The organism is Streptomyces sp. NPDC048352 (assembly GCF_040651895.1).
In the GTDB taxonomy this organism is placed as follows: domain Bacteria; phylum Actinomycetota; class Actinomycetes; order Streptomycetales; family Streptomycetaceae; genus Streptomyces.
The window spans coordinates 1-17,204 of sequence record NZ_JBEZKZ010000021.1 but is presented as its reverse complement, the minus strand read 5'-3'; the positions used below and the strand labels follow the sequence as shown (position 1 = coordinate 17,204).

Genomic DNA, 17,204 nt, shown 5'->3' with positions numbered 1-17,204 from the left:
GCTTCGGTCCCGGCCGCCCTACGGTGCTGGACATGCGGTTCCTCCCCACGAGCGCTCGGCGCCTCGGGCTGCCCCGACGGGCCGTCTCGCAGATCCTGCTCACCCAGCTGGCCATCGCGGCGGGGGTCGCCGTGCTGGCCACCGGCCTCTTCCTGGCGCCCCTGAGCGGCCAGCTGGACGACCAGGCGATGCGGCGGGCCCTCGCGATCGCCCAGAGCGCGGCGGCGGACCCGTCCCTGGCCGCCGGCCTCCTGCGGTCGGGGCCGACGCCGGACAGCCCCGTCCAGTCGGCTGCCGAGCGGATCCGCCGGGCGACCGGGGCCGAGTACGTGGTCGTCGTCGACCTCGACGGCATACGCCGCTCCCACCCGAGCGCCGAAAGGATCGGGCGGCCGGTCTCCACCGACCCGGGTGACGCACTCGCCGGCCACGAGGTGATGGAGATCGACGAGGGCACCCTGGGCCGCTCCGCCCGCGGCAAGGTCCCCCTGGTCGCCGCCGACGGGGAAATCGTCGGCGCCGTCTCGGTCGGCATCGCCTACGACAGCGTGCGCGACCGGCTGCTCGGCGCCATCCCCGGGCTGCTCGCCTACGCGGGCGGCGCCCTCGCGGCCGGGGCGCTCGCCGCCTGGCTCCTCTCCCGCCGGATCCACCGGCAGACCCGCGACCTGGCCTTCTCCGATATCGCGGGCCTCCTCGCGGAGCGCGAGGCCATGCTCCACTCCATCCGCGAGGGCGTGATCGCCCTCGACCGGGACGACCGGGTGCGCCTCGTCAACGACGAGGCCGTCCGGCTGCTGGGCCTCGCCCCGGCCGGCGCGGGCACCCTCGCGGGGCGGCCCCTGGACGAGGTCCTCGGCGCGGGCCGCACCACCGACGTCCTCACCGGGCGCGTCACGGGGCGCGACCTGCTCACCGTCCAGGGCCCGCGGGTGCTGGTCGCCAACCGGGCCCCCACCGCGGACGGCGGAGCCGTCGCCACCCTGCGCGACCGCACCGAGGTGGAGCACCTGAGCCGCGAGCTGGACTCCACCAAGGGGCTGATCGACGCCCTGCGCGCCCAGGACCACGAGCACGCCAACCGCCTCCACACCCTCCTCGGCCTCCTCGAACTGGGCCTGCACGAGGAAGCCACGGCCTTCGTCACCGAGGTCGTCGGCGTCCACCGCACCACCGCCGAGCAGGTCACCGAGAAGGTCCACGACCCGCTGGTGGCGGCCCTCCTGGTGGGCAAGGCCACTGTCGCCGCCGAACGCGGCGTCGCGCTGCGCCTCGCCCCGCCCACCCTCCTCCCCGACCGTCTCGTGGACCCGGGCGGTCTCGTCACGATCCTCGGCAACCTCGTCGACAACGCCCTGGACGCGGCGGCCGGCTCGGCCGCGCCCCTGGTCGAGGTCGACATCCGCGCGCAGGGGCGCACCGCCGTCCTGCGGGTGCGCGACAGCGGACCCGGGATCCCCGCCGGGCGGAGCGAGGAGATCTTCACCGAGGGCTGGTCGACCAAGCAGCCCGCGGCCCACCGCGAGCGAGGGCTGGGCCTGGCCCTGGTACGCCGCCTCGCGGAGCGGCAGGGCGGCAGCGCCCGGGCCGGTGCAGCAGAGGACGGAGGGGCGGAGTTCTCCGTCGTACTCCCGGAGGCCCTGCGATGAACGAGACCCCGATGCACGTATTGGTCGTCGACGACGACATGCGTGTTGCCAGGATCAACGCGGCGTACGTGGCGAAGGTTCCCGGTTTCCAGGTCGTCGGCGAGGTCCACTCGGCGGCCGCGGCCCTGGACTTCCTCACCACCCGCCCGGTGGACCTCGTCCTCCTCGACCACTACCTCCCGGACGGCAACGGCCTGGACCTGGTCCGCCGCCTGCGCCAGCTGGGCCGGCACACCGACGTGATCATGGTCACCGCCGCCCGGGACCTGGCCACCGTCCAGGCGGCCATGCGGCTCGGCGCCCTCCAGTACCTGGTCAAACCGTTCACCTTCGCCGGTCTGCGCGCCAAGCTGGAGGCCTACGCCTCCCTGCGCCGCTCCCTCTCCGGCGGCGGCGAGGCCGAACAGGCCGAGGTCGACCGCATCTTCGGCGCCCTCGCCGCGGCCGGAACCCCGAACGAGCTGCCCAAGGGCCACTCCCCCACCACCGCCGAACTGGTCCGCCGGGTGCTGCGCGCGGCCAAAGGCCCCCTGTCCACCCAGCAGATCGCCGACCGCGCCGGTATCAGCCGCCAGACCGCCCAGCGCTACCTGAAGCTCCTGGACCGGGCGGGGCGCGTCACGCTCGCCCTGCGCTACGGGGAGACCGGCCGCCCGGAACACCGCTACGCCTGGCGCCCCCCGGACGGCGGCTGAACGGCCCGCCGTCCACCCGGGCTCACACCGCGCCGGCCCCCGTCAGGGAGCGGACCTCCGTCTCGGCGTGCTTGCGCTCGTCCGGCTCCTCGGCGGAGGTGACCGTACCCAGCCAGCCCGCCAGGAAGCCGAGCGGGATCGAGACGATCCCCGGGTTCTGCAACGGGAAGTACTGGAAGTCCACGCCGGGGAAGAGCGCTTCGGGACTCCCGGAGACCACGGGAGACAGGACGACCAGCAGCACCGCCGGGAGCAGCCCCCCGTACACGGACCAGACCGCCCCCCGTGTCGTGAAGCCCCGCCAGAACAGCGAGTACAGCAGCACCGGCAGGTTGGCCGAGGCCGCCACGGCGAAGGCGAGCCCCACCAGGAAGGCCACGTTCAGGTCCTGGGCGAGCAGCCCGAGGGCGATGGCCACCGCCCCGATGCCCACGGCCGCGGCCCGGGCCACGGCCACCTCGCTGCGCTGACGGGCGTGGCGGCGCTTGAGGGAGGCGTACAGGTCGTGCGCGACGGAGGCCGACGAGGCCAGGGTGATCCCGGCGACCACGGCGAGGATGGTGGCGAAGGCGATGGCGGCCACCACGGCGAACAGCACCGCGCCGCCGGTGGACTCGGCGCCCCCGCCGAGGAAGGCCGCAAGCAGCGGTACGGCCGTGTTCCCCGAGGCGTTCGAGGCCCGCACTTCGTCGGGCCCGACCAGCGCGGCCGCGCCGAATCCGAGGACGACGGTCATCAGGTAGAAGCCCCCGATCAGCGCGATCGCCCACACCACCGACCGGCGGGCCGCCCGTGCGGTCGGCACGGTGTAGAAGCGCGACAGGATGTGGGGCAGGCCCGCGGTGCCGAGGACCAGCGCGAGGCCGAGGCTCATGAAGTCGGCCCGGGCGGTCCAGCCCCCGCCGTACTTGAGGCCGGGGCCCAGGAACCGGGCCCCGTGCCCGCTGCGCTCGGCGGCGCCGGAGAGGAGCTGGTCGAGGTTTCCGTGGAAGCGGAGGAGGACGAGCACGGTCAGGGTGACGGCCCCGCCCATCAGCAGCACCGCTTTGACGATCTGGATCCAGGTGGTGGCCCGCATCCCGCCGAAGGTCACGTAGACCACCATCAGCGCGCCCACCCCGACCACGGTCAGGGTCCGGGCGGCGGGGCCCGAGTCCGCGAGCAGCAGCCCCACCAGGCTGCCCGCCCCGACCATCTGGGCGACCAGGTAGAGCACGGAGACGACCACCGAGGAGGTCCCGGCGGCGATCCGGACGGGCCGTTCGCTCATCCGGGCCGCCACCACGTCGGCGAGGGTGAACCTCCCGCAGTTGCGCACCAGTTCGGCGACCAGGAACAGGACCACCAGCCAGGCGACGAGGAAGCCGACCGAGTAGAGCAGGCCGTCGTAGCCGAAGAGGGCGATCAGCCCGGAGATCCCCAGGAAGGAGGCCGCGGACATGTAGTCGCCGGCGATGGCGAAACCGTTCTCCATGGGGGTAAAAAGCCGCCCGCCGGCGTAGAACTCCTCGGCCGAGCCGTGCCGGTTGCGGCTGACCCAGGTCGTGATGCCGAGGGTGACCGCGATGAAGGCGCTGAAGAGGATCAGCGCGAGCGTCTGGTGCTCGTGGGTCACGCCCCCTCCCCCCGGACCGTGCGCGGACGCTGCCGGCCGGGCTCCTGCCCGCCTTGGTGCACCCGTTCCTGCTCGCGTTCCTGCGCCCGCTCCTGCGCCCGCTCCTGCTCGCGTTCCTGCTCGAAGACCGTCCAGCGCAGGTCGAGCGCGGCACGGTCCCGGCGCAGCCGCGCGTGCCGGGCGTACGCCCAGGTCAGCAGGAAGGTGCTGAGGAACTGCCCGAGGCCCGCCAGCAGGGCCACGTTGACCGCTCCGGCCACGGGGCGGGCCATGAACCCGGGCGCCGCGGTGGCGGCGGCCACGTAGGCGACGTACCAGAGGAAGAAGCCGGCGGTCGCGGGGACGACGAACCGCCGGTAGCGCCCGCGGACCTCCTGGAAGGCGGCGCTGCGCTGCACTTCGAGGTAGATGTCGGATGCGCGGGGCGCCGGCCGGCCTCCGGGGGACGAGGGGGCCGGGACCGGGTCCGCGCCCTCCCCCTCGCCTTCGCCCCAGCCCACGGCCAGTGCGTGGTACCAGGGGTCGTCCAGCCGGATCGTTCCGGCATCACGGCCTTCGTGCTTGTCCACCGAACTCTCCTTGTCCGCTGCCGCATTGGCCGCGTGCCCACAAGGATGTGCCGGATGGTCGGTTTCCGGACTGATGTCCCGGTGCTCTTCACCCCTTCAGGTGATGGAGCGCGGGGTACCGGTGTGCCGGGGCACCGTTTCCGGGCGTCCCGCACCGGCGGGTCCGGGCGCGCGGTACCGGCCGCCCCGGCCGGTACCGCCCCCCCGGATCAGGCGTCGATGCGCGAGCGGTCCAGGGTCGCCGCGGAGCCGGTGATGAACTCCTTGCGCGGGGCCACCTCGTTGCCCATGAGCAGATCGAAGACCTGCTCGGCGGAGTCCAGGTCGCCGATGTTGATCCGCCGCAGGGTGCGGTGGCGCGGGTCCATGGTGGTCTCCGCCAGCTGGTCCGCGTCCATCTCGCCGAGGCCCTTGTAGCGCTGGATGGCGTCCTTGTACCGGATGTTCTTGCGCTGGTACTCCAGCAGGGTCTGGCGCAGCTCGTTGTCCGAATACGTGTAGACGTACTTGTCCTGGCCCTTCTTCGGCTGGACCAGCTCGATCCGGTGCAGCGGCGGCACGGCCGCGAAGACCCGGCCGGCCTCCACCATCGGGCGCATGTACCGCTGGAAGAGCGTGAGCAGCAGGCAGCGGATGTGGGCGCCGTCGACGTCGGCGTCGACGAGCAGGACGATCTTCCCGTAGCGGGCGGCGTCGATGTCGAAGGTACGGCCCGAGCCGGCTCCTATGACCTGGATGATCGCGCCGCACTCGGCGTTCTTCAGCATGTCCGAGACCGAGGACTTCTGGACGTTGAGGATCTTGCCCCGGATCGGCAGCAGCGCCTGGAACTCGGAGTTCCGCGCGAGCTTGGCCGTACCGAGCGCGGAGTCGCCCTCGACGATGAAGAGCTCGCTGCGGTCCACGTCGTCGCTGCGGCAGTCGGCCAGCTTGGCCGGCAGCGAGGAGGACTCCAGCGCGGTCTTGCGGCGCTGCGCCTCCTTGTGCTGCCGGGCCGCGATGCGGGTCCGGGCGGCCGCGACGATCTTCTCCATCACGGCGCGGGCCTGCTGCTTGTCGTCGCGCTTGGTGGAGGTCAGGAAGGCCTTGAGCTCCTTGGCGACGACGGCGGCCACGATCCGGGTGGCCGCGGAGGTGCCGAGGACCTCCTTGGTCTGGCCCTCGAACTGCGGCTCGGCGAGGCGGACGGTGACGACCGCCGTCATCCCCTCCATCGCGTCGTCCTTGACCACGTCGTCCTCGGCGACGCGCAGGAGCTTCGCCGAGCGCAGCACCTCGTTCACGGTCTTGGTGACCGAACGCTCGAAGCCGGAGACGTGGGTGCCGCCCTTGGGGGTGGCAATGATGTTCACGAAGGACTTGACGCTGCTCTCGTACCCCGTGCCCCAGCGCAGGGCGATGTCCACGCCCAGCTCGCGGGTGACCTCGGTGGGGGTCATGTGGCCGCGGTCGTCGAGGACCGGGACGGTCTCCTTGAAGGTGCCCGTGCCGGTCAGGCGCAGCACGTCGCAGACGGCCTTGTCCTGGGCGAGGTAGTCGCAGAACTCGCTGATGCCCCCGTCGAAGCGGAAGGTCTCCTCGGTCTTGCCGGCGCCGTCGATGCCCCGCTCGTCACGGACGACGATGGTCAGGCCCGGGACGAGGAAGGCGGTCTGGCGGGCGCGCTGATAGAGGTTCTCCAGGGAGAGCCGGGCGTCCTTGAGGAAGATCTGGCGGTCGGCCCAGTAGCGGATCCGGGTGCCGGTCTTGCCCTTGGCGATGCGCTTGACCTTGCGCAGCCCGCTCGACGGGTCGAAGGGGCTGTCGGGCCCCTGCTCGGTGAACATTCCGGGCACGCCGCGGCGGAAGCTGACGGCGTGCGTGGAGCTGCCGCGGTCCACCTCGACGTCCAGGCGGGCGGAGAGGGCGTTGACGACCGAGGCGCCGACGCCGTGCAGACCGCCGGAGGCGGCGTAGGAGCCCCCGCCGAACTTGCCGCCGGCGTGCAGCTTGGTCATGACGACCTCGACGCCGGACAGGCCGGTCTTGGGCTCGACGTCGACCGGGATGCCGCGGCCGTTGTCGCGGACCTCGACCGAGGCGTCCTCGTGGAGGATCACCTCGATGTGGTCGCAGTAGCCGCCCAGGGCCTCGTCGACGGAATTGTCGATGATCTCCCAGAGGCAGTGCATCAGGCCCCGGCTGTCGGTGGAGCCGATATACATGCCGGGGCGCTTGCGAACGGCCTCGAGGCCTTCGAGGACGAGCAGGTGCCGCGCGGTGTAGTTGGAACCGTCCCGGTCTGCTCCGGACAGCAGCGCGCTGGAAGGCACGGACGTGTCGGCGGTCACGCAGTTCGCTCCTCGCTGAATTTCTTTTCTGGCCCGGTAGGGCGCAGGGGTGGCTGGGTCGCCGGTCGAAGGGTACCGAGGCCTGGTAGAGCGGATGCAACGCCACCCTCGCGGCTTCCTCAGCGTAGTGCAGATCCGCACGGATGTTCGATCCCCCGTGGGGGTGAAGCAAACATCACGTTCCCTTCGACGCATGAACCATTTAGGGTTCGGGCACGTCCTCATGAACACCGGCACTCACGCCGGCGAGGACGAGAACTGCTACAAGCGAACGACTGACAACGCGAAACCGTAAAGCAACGCAATACGGCTCCTTCGCCGCCAACCGGCAGCAGCCGGCCAGCTTCGGAAGGAAGTTTCGAGGAAAAGCCGCGAGCGGGAACGTTTTCGGCCTGGTTGGATGTTGACCCTGGTACGACAGCTCGTCGAGCTAGAGAAGAGGCGACGTGACTACTGTTCTGACACCCGCGACCCCGCTGACGGCCGCTGACCGATGCGACCGTTGCGGCGCCCAGGCATATCTGCGCGTCGTCCTCCTGAGCGGTGGTGAACTGCTCTTCTGCGCCCACCACGGGCGCAAGTTCGAGCCGGAACTCAAGAAGATCGCCGCGGAGATACAGGATGAGACCGAGCGGCTCACGTCCGCTCCGGCCGCCGGCGCGGCCGACGAGGACCGCTGACACAAGGCCTGCACCTCGCATCCGACGAGCCAGGACCGGCAAGGCCGGTCGACGGGCGGCATCTCTGAGACCCAGGGACGCCGCCCGTCCTCATGTCCGAGGCACTTCCCGCTCCAGCGCCCCGCCCCTTTCCGGCCCCCGCACCCCTCGCGGGGCCGTACGGGGCACCTGGAGCCCCTCCGGGCGCCCCGCCCACCCCTTTAGACCCCTCCCGGCTCCCCGCCCGTCTCGGAGCCGCTCACGAACCCGACCAACGGGGCGATCCGGGTGTACACCCCCGGGCTGTCGGCCCGCCCGCAGCCGCGGCCCCAGGACACCACCCCGATGAGCCGCCCCTTGGCCACGAGCGGTCCGCCGCTGTCGCCCTGGCAGGCGTCCTTCCCGCCGGTGCCGTCGCCCGCGCACACCATGGATTCCTGGCGGTACTGTCCGTCGGCGTCCCCGGGGTACGCGCGGCGGCAGACGTCGTCCGCCAGCACCGTGACCTGCGCGGCCCGCAGCCCGTACGCGTAGTCGCCGAAGCCGCTGGTGTCGCCCCACCCGTAGACCGCCGCCTCGGTGCCCGCCGCGTAGGCCGTGTGGCCGGCCGCCGCCATCGGGAGGACGTGATCGGCCGGCACCGTTTCGGCCAGCTCCAGTACGGCGAGGTCCCCCGCGTTGGTCTCGGGGTCGTACGCCGGGTTCACCCGGGCCGCGCGCACCGCGATCTCGCGGCCGTCGGGCGCGCGGAGCTCCGTACGCCCGGTGATCACGCGGAAGTCGGGGACCGATTCGACCGGCCCGCCCAGGACCTGGCGGCCGAGGCAGTGGGCCGCCGTCACCACCGTGCTCGGTCCGACGACGACCCCGCCGCAGAACTGGCCGTCCCTGGTACCCCCGAACCGGTCACGGCTGGCGAGGGCCACGACCCAGGGGCTGTCGGCGACCTTGACCGGCTTCCCGCCTATGACGACGCTGTCCGCGGCTGCCGTGGGCGCCTGGGCGAGCGGCGCCGCGGCCGCTCCCGCCACCAGGGTCAGAGCGCCCGCCAGGGCTCGGGCGAAGGGACGACTCATGAGGCCTCCTGACTCTGAGTGTGCTCGATTACACCCAGAGTGGGATGACCGGGGGCCGACCGCACCTGCGCGGCCGGTCGCGGGGCCCTCGGAGTCCCGTCGAAGGTCCTTCGGCGGCCGGTGGAGGGACGGCCGGGTGCCGGGGGGAGCCCCGCCCCCCGGCCGCCCGGGCCGGCTCAGCCGGCGTGCCCGCTCAGTCGAGGTAGTCGCGCAGCACCTGGGACCGCGAGGGGTGGCGCAGCTTCGACATGGTCTTGGACTCGATCTGGCGGATGCGCTCACGGGTGACCCCGTAGACCTTGCCGATCTCGTCGAGGGTCTTGGGCTGCCCGTCGGTCAGTCCGAAGCGCATCGACACGACGCCCGCCTCGCGCTCGCTCAGGGTGTCGAGCACCGAGTGGAGCTGCTCCTGCAGGAGCGTGAAGCTCACGGCGTCGGCCGGGACGACCGCCTCGGAGTCCTCGATGAGGTCACCGAACTCGCTGTCGCCGTCCTCGCCGAGCGGGGTGTGCAGGGAGATCGGCTCGCGGCCGTACTTCTGCACCTCGATGACCTTCTCGGGGGTCATGTCGAGTTCCTTGGCGAGTTCCTCCGGGGTGGGCTCGCGGCCCAGGTCCTGGAGCATCTGACGCTGGACGCGGGCGAGCTTGTTGATCACTTCGACCATGTGCACCGGGATGCGGATCGTGCGGGCCTGGTCGGCCATGGCACGCGTGATCGCCTGCCGGATCCACCACGTCGCGTACGTGGAGAACTTGTAGCCCTTGGTGTAGTCGAACTTCTCGACCGCGCGGATCAGACCCAGGTTGCCCTCCTGGATCAGGTCGAGGAAGAGCATGCCGCGGCCGGTGTAGCGCTTGGCCAGGGAGACCACCAGGCGGAGGTTGGCCTCCAGCAGGTGGTTCTTGGCGCGGCGGCCGTCCTCGGCGATGATCTCCAGCTCGCGCTTGAGCTTGGGCGCCAGCTTGTCGGAGTTCGCCAGCTTGTCCTCGGCGAACAGGCCCGCCTCGATGCGCTTGGCGAGCTCGACCTCCTGCTCGGCGTTGAGGAGCGGCACCTTGCCGATCTGCTTGAGGTAGTCCTTGACGGGGTCGGCGGTGGCACCGGCCACGACGACCTGCTGCGCCGGGGCGTCGTCCTCGTCGTCCGAGATGACGAAGCCCTTGTTCTCGCCGCTCTCGTCCTCTTCCTCGGCCTCCGCCTTCACGGCGTCGGGGGCCTCGTCGACGGTCTCCTCGTCGCCCTCGTCGGCGGCCTTCTTGGCGGCGGTCTTCTTCGCCGCCGTCTTCTTCGCGGCGGCCTTCTTGGCGGGGGCGGCCTTCTTGGCCGCGGTCTTCTTCGCCGCCGTCTTCTTCGCGGCGGGCTCGGCTGCGGGCTCCCCGGCCAGCGCGTCGGTGGTCTCCGGGTCCGGCGTCCCCGCCTCCGCGGCGGGGTCGGCCGCTGCCGGGGCGGCCGCCGTCTTGGCCGCGACGGTCTTCGTCGCCGTCCGCTTCGCGGGAGTCTTCGCTGCGACGCTCTTGCGTGGGGTGCGCTTGGGCGACTCCGCGGCACTGACCATCAGCGTCACACCCTCTTCCTCGAGGATCTGGTTGAGGCTGCGCAGGACATTCTTCCACTGGGTCGCCGGAATCTGGTCAGCCTCGAAGGCCCGACGCACGTCATCGCCGGCGATCTGCCCCTCGGCCTTGCCCCGCTCGATGAGCGCCATCACGGACTCGGAATCGGCGATCTCCGGCGGGAGCGTACGGGATGTGCTGGCCGACACGAACAACCTCTCGGAACGATGGGAACGGCTTCCGACCCCGGCCTGGTGCTGGACCGGAGCCGACGACCACCGACTGGGGATGGGCCGGGGGCGCGGGCAGGGGCCGGGGAGCTGCACAGCACCCCCAAGGGCTGCTGTCTTCCCTCCGTCGGCCATCACCTCTTAGGTCATCGCGTGACGTCGCGGAGCGTTACGCCCAATCTTCGTGTCCGGAGCACGCCTCCTGGTGGCCTGCGTCACACCGAGTGCTCACTCGTGGTGTTTTTGTAACGGTACGTACCCGTTCGGCCTCGGGTGGGGGCCCTCACACCGCTGTCGCCGGGCCCGTGAGGGACCCGGCGACCGGTGGTGCGCTCCCACGCCCCCGCGCGCCGGAGCGTCAGTGCTCGCGCGGGGCGGGGACCACGCGCTCGACCTCCGGCTGCACCGTCAGGAGCTGGCGCATGGCGTTCTCGGCGCCCGCGGCGTCGCCGGCGGCCAGGGCCTCGGCCATCCGCGCGTGGTGTGCCACGCAGGTTTCGCTGGGGCGGTCGCAGGAGGTGATGGGGCTGCCGGAGACCTGGAGGGCGGCGGAGACGATGCCGGAGAGGTGCTCCAGCATGCGGTTGCCCGCGACCTGGATCAGGAGGGCGTGGAACTCGTTGTCGGCGCGCGCGAAGGTGATCGCGTCACCCTGGCCGAGGGCGTGGCCCATGATCTCGACCATGTCGGAGAGGCGCTGCTGGACTTCCGGGCGGCCGTGACCGGCGGCGAGGCGGGCGGCCAGCGGCTCGATCGTCCAGCGGAGCTCGTTGAGCTCCCGGCGCTGGTCGTCGCGCTGGGGGCCGAAGGCGCGCCACTCGATGATGTCGGGGTCGAGCAGGTTCCAGTCGGCGACCGGCCGGACCCTGGTGCCCACGTTGGGGCGGGCGCTGACGAGGCCCTTGGCCTCCAGGACCCGCAGCGATTCGCGGACGACGGTGCGGGAGACCTCGAAGCGCTGGCCGATCTCCTCGGGGACCAGCGGCCGGTCGGCACCGAGGTCGCCCGAGACGATCATCTGGCCGAGCTGCTGGACGAGTTGGCCGTGCAGCCCGCGGCCGCGGCTGCCGGCCGCACGGCGGCCGACGCGGCTCAACTCGACGTCGGCGCCGTCCCAGTGGGGTGGTCCGACCCGCTCGGAGCCGGAGGCCTCCGCGTAGGGGTAGCGGTCGAGGTCGCCCGGGCCGGCGAGGCCGGAGTCGGCATGGCGGGCGGCGGTCATCATGGTGCGCGCAAGGGTACTCACGAATCCTTTGTCGGTCGTGCCTCCATCACCCTTGAGGTCTTTGGTGAAAAGCACACGAAAGGGTGATCGCCGCCACCTACGCAATTGACGCCTTATCGTAAGGAACCGGGCCTTTTGCGGGGAGTTGTGGTCCGCTTCGCGTGATTTCGCGCGAAGCGGACTTCTACGGTCGCTCCGGGGTCGCGTCCCGCCTCGGAACGATCACCAACGGACGCGGGTGCGCAGTCCTGTGAACGCATAGGCGCACAACAGGACCATCAACGACAACAGCAGCGCCGCACCCACGGGTTGGGCCATCACCCGAAGCGCTCCCAGTACGAAGCGGTCCGCCTCCGGCGGCAAGGGGGCGGAGGTCAGGGCTCGCAGCCGGGAGGCGACCCCGCTCGCGGGGTGGGCCGACGGGCCCTCCAGCACCTTGCGCACCAGCGGTACGACCGCCACCGGTACGGCGAGCACTGCGGCGAGGCCCAGGACGGCGGACCGGAAGGCCCCGGAGGCGAGCACACCGGCCCAGGCGCACCCGACCAGCAGCCCGGCCCAACTCGCGGCGGGGGCCGCCCACTCCGCCGGGGCGCGCAGCAGCGCCGGCCCGAAGACGAGGTGGAGCGCGGCGGCGTCGGCGGTGACCGCGAGGGCCCCGAGGAGGAGGGCGAGGGCGGCGCACACGCCGAGCTTGGCGGTGAGCAGCCCCAGCCGTCGCGGCACGGTGCCCCGGTCGGCCGCGAGGGCGGGGTAGCGGTACTCCTCGCCGAAGGCCAGGGCGCCCAGCAATCCGGCGCCCAGCGCGGCGGGAGGCAGCGGGAACGGCTCCGGCCAGGCGGCGAGCATCCGGTTCTGCGAGGTGTGGCCGGCCCGGGCGAGGACGAGGGCGGTGGCGGCCGAGACGACGGCGACGAGGACGGCCGTCAGGTAGGGGGTGGCGGTGCCGAAGACGCGGCGCAGCTCGTAGCGCACCGGTCGCAGGGGACCGCCGATGCGGCGCACCGCCGGGGCGGGGCGCACGGTGCGGGCGTCGCGGGCGGGCCGGGCCCGCCGGGGGAAGGCACCGGCGGTTGCGGCCGGCCCCGCGGGGGGGGCGGGCGGGGTGGCCGCGGCGCTGCGGACCCCGGTGGCGGCGGGGCGCGGGTCGGTGATCGCGGGGTCGGTGGCACCGGAGCCGGGGTCGGCGCTGCCGGAGCCGGCGGCGCCGGGGCAGGGGCCGGAGGCGGCGGTGCCCGGGCGGGGGTCGGAGGCGGCGGTGCCCGGGTGCGGGCCGGTGCGGACCTGGGCCGCAGCTTCGAGGCGGGCTTCGAGCCGGACCCCGGAGCCGGCCCCGGTGCGCGCCTGCGGCACGGGCGGGACGGGCAGGGCGGTGTCGCCGGTCTCGTCCGCGAGCTGGTGGACCAATACGCCGTGCCGGAACGCGGCCTCCCCGATCTCGGCGCAGCTGCTCCCGTACACCGAGAGCCGGCTGCCGCTCTCCTCCACGATCTCCACCCCCCGGTGTGCGGCCCTGGCCTCGCGGCCCAGTACGTCGGCCAGCCGGGCGGCGTGCGGGGTGCGCACGGCGACCCGCGGACGCAGCCGGGTGCGCGCGAAGTCGGCGGCGTCCTGGTCGGCGACGAGCCGGCCCGAGGCGATGGAGACGACCCGGTCCGCGCTGCGCGCCGCCTCCTTCGCGTCGTCGGTGGTGAACAGCACGGTTCCGCCCAGCGAGGCGTGGCCCCGCAGCAGCGCGTGCAGCCAGGCGCGCTCGCGGGGGGCGAGCCCTGCCGTGGGTTCGTCGAGGAGCAGGGTGCAGGGGTCGGCGAGCATGGCCGCCGCCAGCCCGACCCGGCGGTCCATGCCGGCCGAGAGCGAGCCGAGCCGCTGGTCGCGCAGGCCGCCGATACCGACGACCTCCATCATCGTGTCGGCCCGGGCGGCGGGGACTCCGACGGCGGCGCAGAGCATCCGCAGCTGGTTGCGGACCGTCCGCGAGGGGTGCCCGGGGACGTCTCCGAGGAGGACCCCGACCTCGCGGGCGGGATGCGGGATCCGGTGCAGCGGCCGGCCGCGGAAGTATGTGACGCCGCGGCCCGGTGCGAGTTCGAGCATCAGCCGCAGTGCGGTGGTCTTGCCCGAACCCGGCTCTCCGAGCAGGGCGGTCACGCACCCCGGGCGGGCCTCGAAGGTGAGGTCGTCCACGAGGGGCGGGAGATCTCGACGGGGTGTGCTGGTGAGTCCGATGGCCTGGATCATCGCTTCTCTCGCGGGGTGTGAGACCGCTCTGCGGCAGCGTGAGTACCGCATGCAAGGTAACGCGATATGTCCGATTTTCTACGCAACCGGCCCGGGTCCGCACCGATATTGCCGCCGGCCGTGCCCCGGAAGGCGGAGGCCGCGGTCGTAGCGGTTCCCGCGGATCAGACCTCGGGCCGCAGCATCGGCGGGTTGAGCAGGGTCGCCCCGCCGGCCCTGAACAGCTGCGCGGGCCTCCCGCCCTGACGGGTGGTCGTCCCCCCGGCGGGCACCAGGAACCCCGGGGTGCCGGTGACTTTGCGGTGGAAGTTGCGCGGGTCGAGCGCCACGCCCCACACGGCCTCGTACACCCGGCGCAGCTCGCCGACGGTGAACTCGGGCGGGCAGAAGGCGGTGGCCAGGGAGGAGTACTCGATCTTCGAACGGGCCCGCTCGACACCGTCGGCGAGGATCCGCGCGTGGTCGAAGGCGAGCCCGGCAGAGTCCTGCCCGGTGCCTTCCAGGAGTTCGTCGACGGGGGCCCAGCGGGCACTGTTGGCGTCGCCGCCGGCCCGCGGAGCGGGCAGGTCCGGAGCGAGGACCAGGTGCGCCACGCTGACCACGCGCATCCGCGGGTCGCGCTGCGGGTCCCCGTACGTGGCGAGCTGTTCGAGGTGCGCGCCGTTGTCCACGCCGGGCGCGGCCGGGTCGTGCGCGCACAGCCCCGTCTCCTCGGAGAGTTCCCTGGCCGCGGCACCCGCCAGGTCCTCGTCCCCGCGGACGAAGCCGCCAGGCAACGCCCAGCGCCCCTGGAACGGCTGCTCACCCCGCCGCACGACGAGCGCGCAGAGCGCATGGCGCCGCACGGTGAGGACGACCAGGTCGACGGTGACGGCGAAGGGCGGAAAGGCCGACGGGTCGTAGGGCGACATGCAGCGATCATAGTCGTCTGCCTGACGATAAACAGTCCTTTGGTGATCCCGGAGACGGTGATCTGGACCCCAGTCAGGATCTTCCCGAGCACCTGGACCGGCCAGGTGCCCTTCACCTCAGCCTCCCAGTTGCAGCCCATCGGCCGCCTCCTCCACCATGCCCACGCCGAGGCGGCTGATCCGGACGGTGAACGGTTCCCCCGACACCCGCAGGCCGGAGAGGCGCAGCGCGCCGAGGGGCGCGCCCGCCGGGGGCGCCACGGCGACGGTGCCCGCCGGGGCGTCCGGACGGATGCCGGCGAGGGCGGTGAGCGCGTGGATCCCGGCGGCCGCGGCCACCGCGGCCGGCCGGCACGCGGCCGGATGCGGCAGGGGCGCGCTGCCCGCAGTGCGCTGCTCGGCGGCGTACATCTCCGGCAGCCGGTATCCGAAGGCCTCCGCCGCGTCGAGCAGGCCCCGCAGCAGACCGGCGGCCTCCTTCTCGAAGCCCGCCTGGGCGAGGCCGGCCACCGCGACGGCGCTCTCATGGGCCCGGACCGCTCCCGACCTGTGGCCGAAGGGGTTGTGTCCCGGCTCGCGGGCCGCCATGCTCCGCAGCCCCCACCCCGAGTCCATGGCGGGGGTTCCCAGCAGCCGGGCGAGCTGTTCGGCGCGGACCGGGTCCAGCAGGCCGGGCGCGAGCCGGCCCCCGCCCAGCAGCCCCGTGTCCAGCAGGTGCGCGGCGGCTCCGGTCAGCCGGGGCAGCGGCCGGCCGTCGGGATGCAGGGCGGCGGCGGGGCGGCCCCCGTCGGGGCCGTCGATCCAGAACCGGGCCCGGAACCTCTCCGCCAGGCCGGCCGCCCACTCCCGCCACTCCCCGGCTCCGCTGCGCCCGCACCCGTCCAGCAGGTCGGCGCCGAGCAGCGCGGCCCGGTGCGCGTGGGCCTGGGTCTCGCAGCGCCGCGGCCCCGGATCGGGGTCGGCCAGGAAACCGTCCTGCCCCAGCGCCCCGCGCAGCCAGTCCAGGCAGCGCTCGGCGGCGGGCAGCAGCCGGGCCACGTCCTCCTCGGGCAGGCCCCACCGCCGGGCCTCGGCGAGCACCGCCGGGAAGCCGAGGGTGGCCTCGGTCCCGGTGCACCCCGGCGGCAGCTGCGGTCCGGCGGCGCGCAACGGTCCCGGGATCATGCCCGCGGCGGCGCCCCGCCCCCCGGTCTGACTGCGGGCCAGGGTCCGCAGCGTGGCGGCGGCCAGTCCGGTGCCGAGCGGCAGCGCCATGCGCGCGGCCCACAGCGACTCCGCCGGTGCCAGCCCGAGCCGCCACGGCACTCCGGCCGCCGCGAAGGCGTCGCCGGGTCCGCCCGGGTCCCGCAGGAGCAGCGCCCGGAGGTCTTCGACGCTGGTGCGGAACCAGGCGTCGGCCCTCGGGTCGTCGCCCTCGGCCCGGGCTGCGGCCAGCGGGTTCGCCACCTGCCCGGCGGCGGCTCTGGCGGCGCGGTCCCGGGTGGTCCGCAGCTCGATGCTGCGGGACTCGCCCGGCTCCAGCCGCAGTTCCCAGCGGAGCAGTCCGGCCGAGGCGAGGGCGTCGTCGGGGGCCGGTTCGGCGGTGGTGACGGCCAGGGCGTCCCCGCTGCTCCAGCGCAGCCCCGCCGCGTGCACCCCGGCGGCGAGCTCCGGCCCGGCGCGGCCCGCGGCCACCGCCGCCAGGTCGGCCAGGTCGGTGCCGAGAGAGACCTCCACGGGCAGGCGCAGGGGGCGGGCGGCGAAGCTGCGCACGGTGATGCGCTCGGTGCCGTCGGCGTGCCGGACGCGTTCCACCCCGACGTCGGGGTCCGGCCCGGCCTCGACGCCGGTGCGGACGGTGGCGGTGAAGGCGGCCCGGTCCGCGCCGAGGCTGCGGCCCTGGACGGCGACCGGTTCCCGCCCGGCGACGCGCAGGACGCAGCGGGACAGCAGTCGCCGCCCCGAGCGGTAGATCCCGTCGATGCCGCGCCCGGTCAGCTGGCCGTGCTCGGGCGAGATGACCAGGCAGGGCGCGGCGACACAGATCACGGCCCCGTGCACCGGCGGCAACTCGGCCCTGCGCCCGGCCCCGGGGCCGGCCCCGGCCGCGCCACCGGTCCCACCGCCGGCGCCACCGCCACCCACGGGCCCCTGCCCAGGCACCCCTGCCCCGGGCACCCGTCCGGGCGGCTCCGCCCCGCGAGGAGGGCCGGCCGGACGGTCCGGGAGGCCTGCCGCCGGGAGGCCCTCCGCCGGGCGCCCGCGGACGGGTTCCGGCGGACCGGGCGCAGGGGCGGGAGGGGGTCCGGGCGGGCCGGTTTCGGGTACGGGGGGAGCCATGTGCCGCCTTGTCTGCGCGCCGGCCGGTTCTGCGGGGCGGCGGCGCGGCCGGGCCCCCACCGCCCCCCAGCTGAACGCCCCCACCCCCGCCCGGGTCACGCACCCCGGGGGCGGCTGCCCCCGCCCGGC

General features: G+C 73.8%; 12 protein-coding genes. 3 read left to right on the top strand and 9 right to left on the bottom strand.

Going from position 1 to position 17,204, the window contains the following annotated elements; genetic code table 11:
- Positions 1 to 32 precede the first annotated feature (32 nt).
- Positions 33 to 1,649 carry an ATP-binding protein gene (locus tag AB0D45_RS13910; protein WP_362458222.1) on the top strand — a complete coding sequence of 539 codons (1,617 nt, stop codon included), beginning with the start codon at positions 33 to 35 and terminating at the stop codon, positions 1,647 to 1,649.
- Positions 1,646 to 2,344, top strand: coding sequence for a response regulator (locus AB0D45_RS13905; RefSeq protein ID WP_362458219.1), 699 nt, complete (start codon positions 1,646 to 1,648; stop codon positions 2,342 to 2,344). The genes AB0D45_RS13910 and AB0D45_RS13905 overlap by 4 nt, the downstream gene beginning before the upstream one ends.
- 22 nt (positions 2,345 to 2,366) lie before the next feature.
- Here the strand turns inward: AB0D45_RS13905 and AB0D45_RS13900 are convergent, their stop codons facing one another.
- The 3 genes from AB0D45_RS13900 to AB0D45_RS13890 form a co-directional block, all read right to left on the bottom strand.
- Positions 2,367 to 3,959, bottom strand: a complete 1,593-nt coding sequence (locus AB0D45_RS13900) for a cation acetate symporter (RefSeq protein ID WP_362458216.1) — start codon at positions 3,957 to 3,959, stop codon at positions 2,367 to 2,369.
- Positions 3,956 to 4,528, bottom strand: a complete 573-nt coding sequence (locus AB0D45_RS13895; protein ID WP_362458213.1) for a DUF485 domain-containing protein — start codon at positions 4,526 to 4,528, stop codon at positions 3,956 to 3,958. The genes AB0D45_RS13900 and AB0D45_RS13895 overlap by 4 nt, the downstream gene beginning before the upstream one ends.
- A 209-nt stretch (positions 4,529 to 4,737) precedes the next feature.
- Positions 4,738 to 6,858: a DNA topoisomerase IV subunit B gene (locus AB0D45_RS13890; RefSeq protein ID WP_361598802.1), complete on the bottom strand. Its 2,121-nt coding sequence runs from the start codon at positions 6,856 to 6,858 to the stop codon at positions 4,738 to 4,740.
- Between the two features lie 446 nt (positions 6,859 to 7,304).
- On the opposite strand from AB0D45_RS13890, the gene AB0D45_RS13885 reads away from it, so the two are divergent.
- The gene (locus AB0D45_RS13885) at positions 7,305 to 7,538 is read left to right on the top strand and encodes a hypothetical protein (protein ID WP_361598799.1); all 234 of its coding nucleotides are present in this window, start codon (positions 7,305 to 7,307) and stop codon (positions 7,536 to 7,538) included.
- A gap of 200 nt (positions 7,539 to 7,738) precedes the next feature.
- Here AB0D45_RS13885 and AB0D45_RS13880 read toward each other — a convergent pair whose 3' ends face one another.
- The 6 genes from AB0D45_RS13880 to AB0D45_RS13855 all read right to left on the bottom strand — a co-directional run bounded on the left by AB0D45_RS13880 (position 7,739) and on the right by AB0D45_RS13855 (position 17,075).
- Complete coding sequence (locus AB0D45_RS13880) at positions 7,739 to 8,593, bottom strand: serine protease (RefSeq protein WP_361598796.1); 855 nt, start codon at positions 8,591 to 8,593, stop codon at positions 7,739 to 7,741.
- Positions 8,594 to 8,786: 193 nt separating this feature from the next.
- A complete protein-coding gene (locus tag AB0D45_RS13875; RefSeq protein WP_361598793.1) occupies positions 8,787 to 10,358 on the bottom strand; it encodes an RNA polymerase sigma factor in 1,572 nt (523 codons plus the stop codon).
- A 379-nt stretch (positions 10,359 to 10,737) separates the two neighbouring features.
- A complete protein-coding gene (locus tag AB0D45_RS13870; protein WP_362458208.1) occupies positions 10,738 to 11,679 on the bottom strand; it encodes an FCD domain-containing protein in 942 nt (313 codons plus the stop codon).
- 147 nt (positions 11,680 to 11,826) lie between these two features.
- Complete coding sequence (locus tag AB0D45_RS13865; RefSeq protein WP_362458205.1) at positions 11,827 to 13,845, bottom strand: ABC transporter ATP-binding protein; 2,019 nt, start codon at positions 13,843 to 13,845, stop codon at positions 11,827 to 11,829.
- 164 nt (positions 13,846 to 14,009) lie between these two features.
- The gene (locus AB0D45_RS13860) at positions 14,010 to 14,756 is read right to left on the bottom strand and encodes an NUDIX domain-containing protein (protein ID WP_361598784.1); all 747 of its coding nucleotides are present in this window, start codon (positions 14,754 to 14,756) and stop codon (positions 14,010 to 14,012) included.
- A gap of 117 nt (positions 14,757 to 14,873) precedes the next feature.
- Positions 14,874 to 17,075, bottom strand: coding sequence for a glycogen debranching N-terminal domain-containing protein (locus AB0D45_RS13855; protein WP_362458202.1), 2,202 nt, complete (start codon positions 17,073 to 17,075; stop codon positions 14,874 to 14,876).
- Between the last annotated feature and the right edge of the window lie 129 nt (positions 17,076 to 17,204).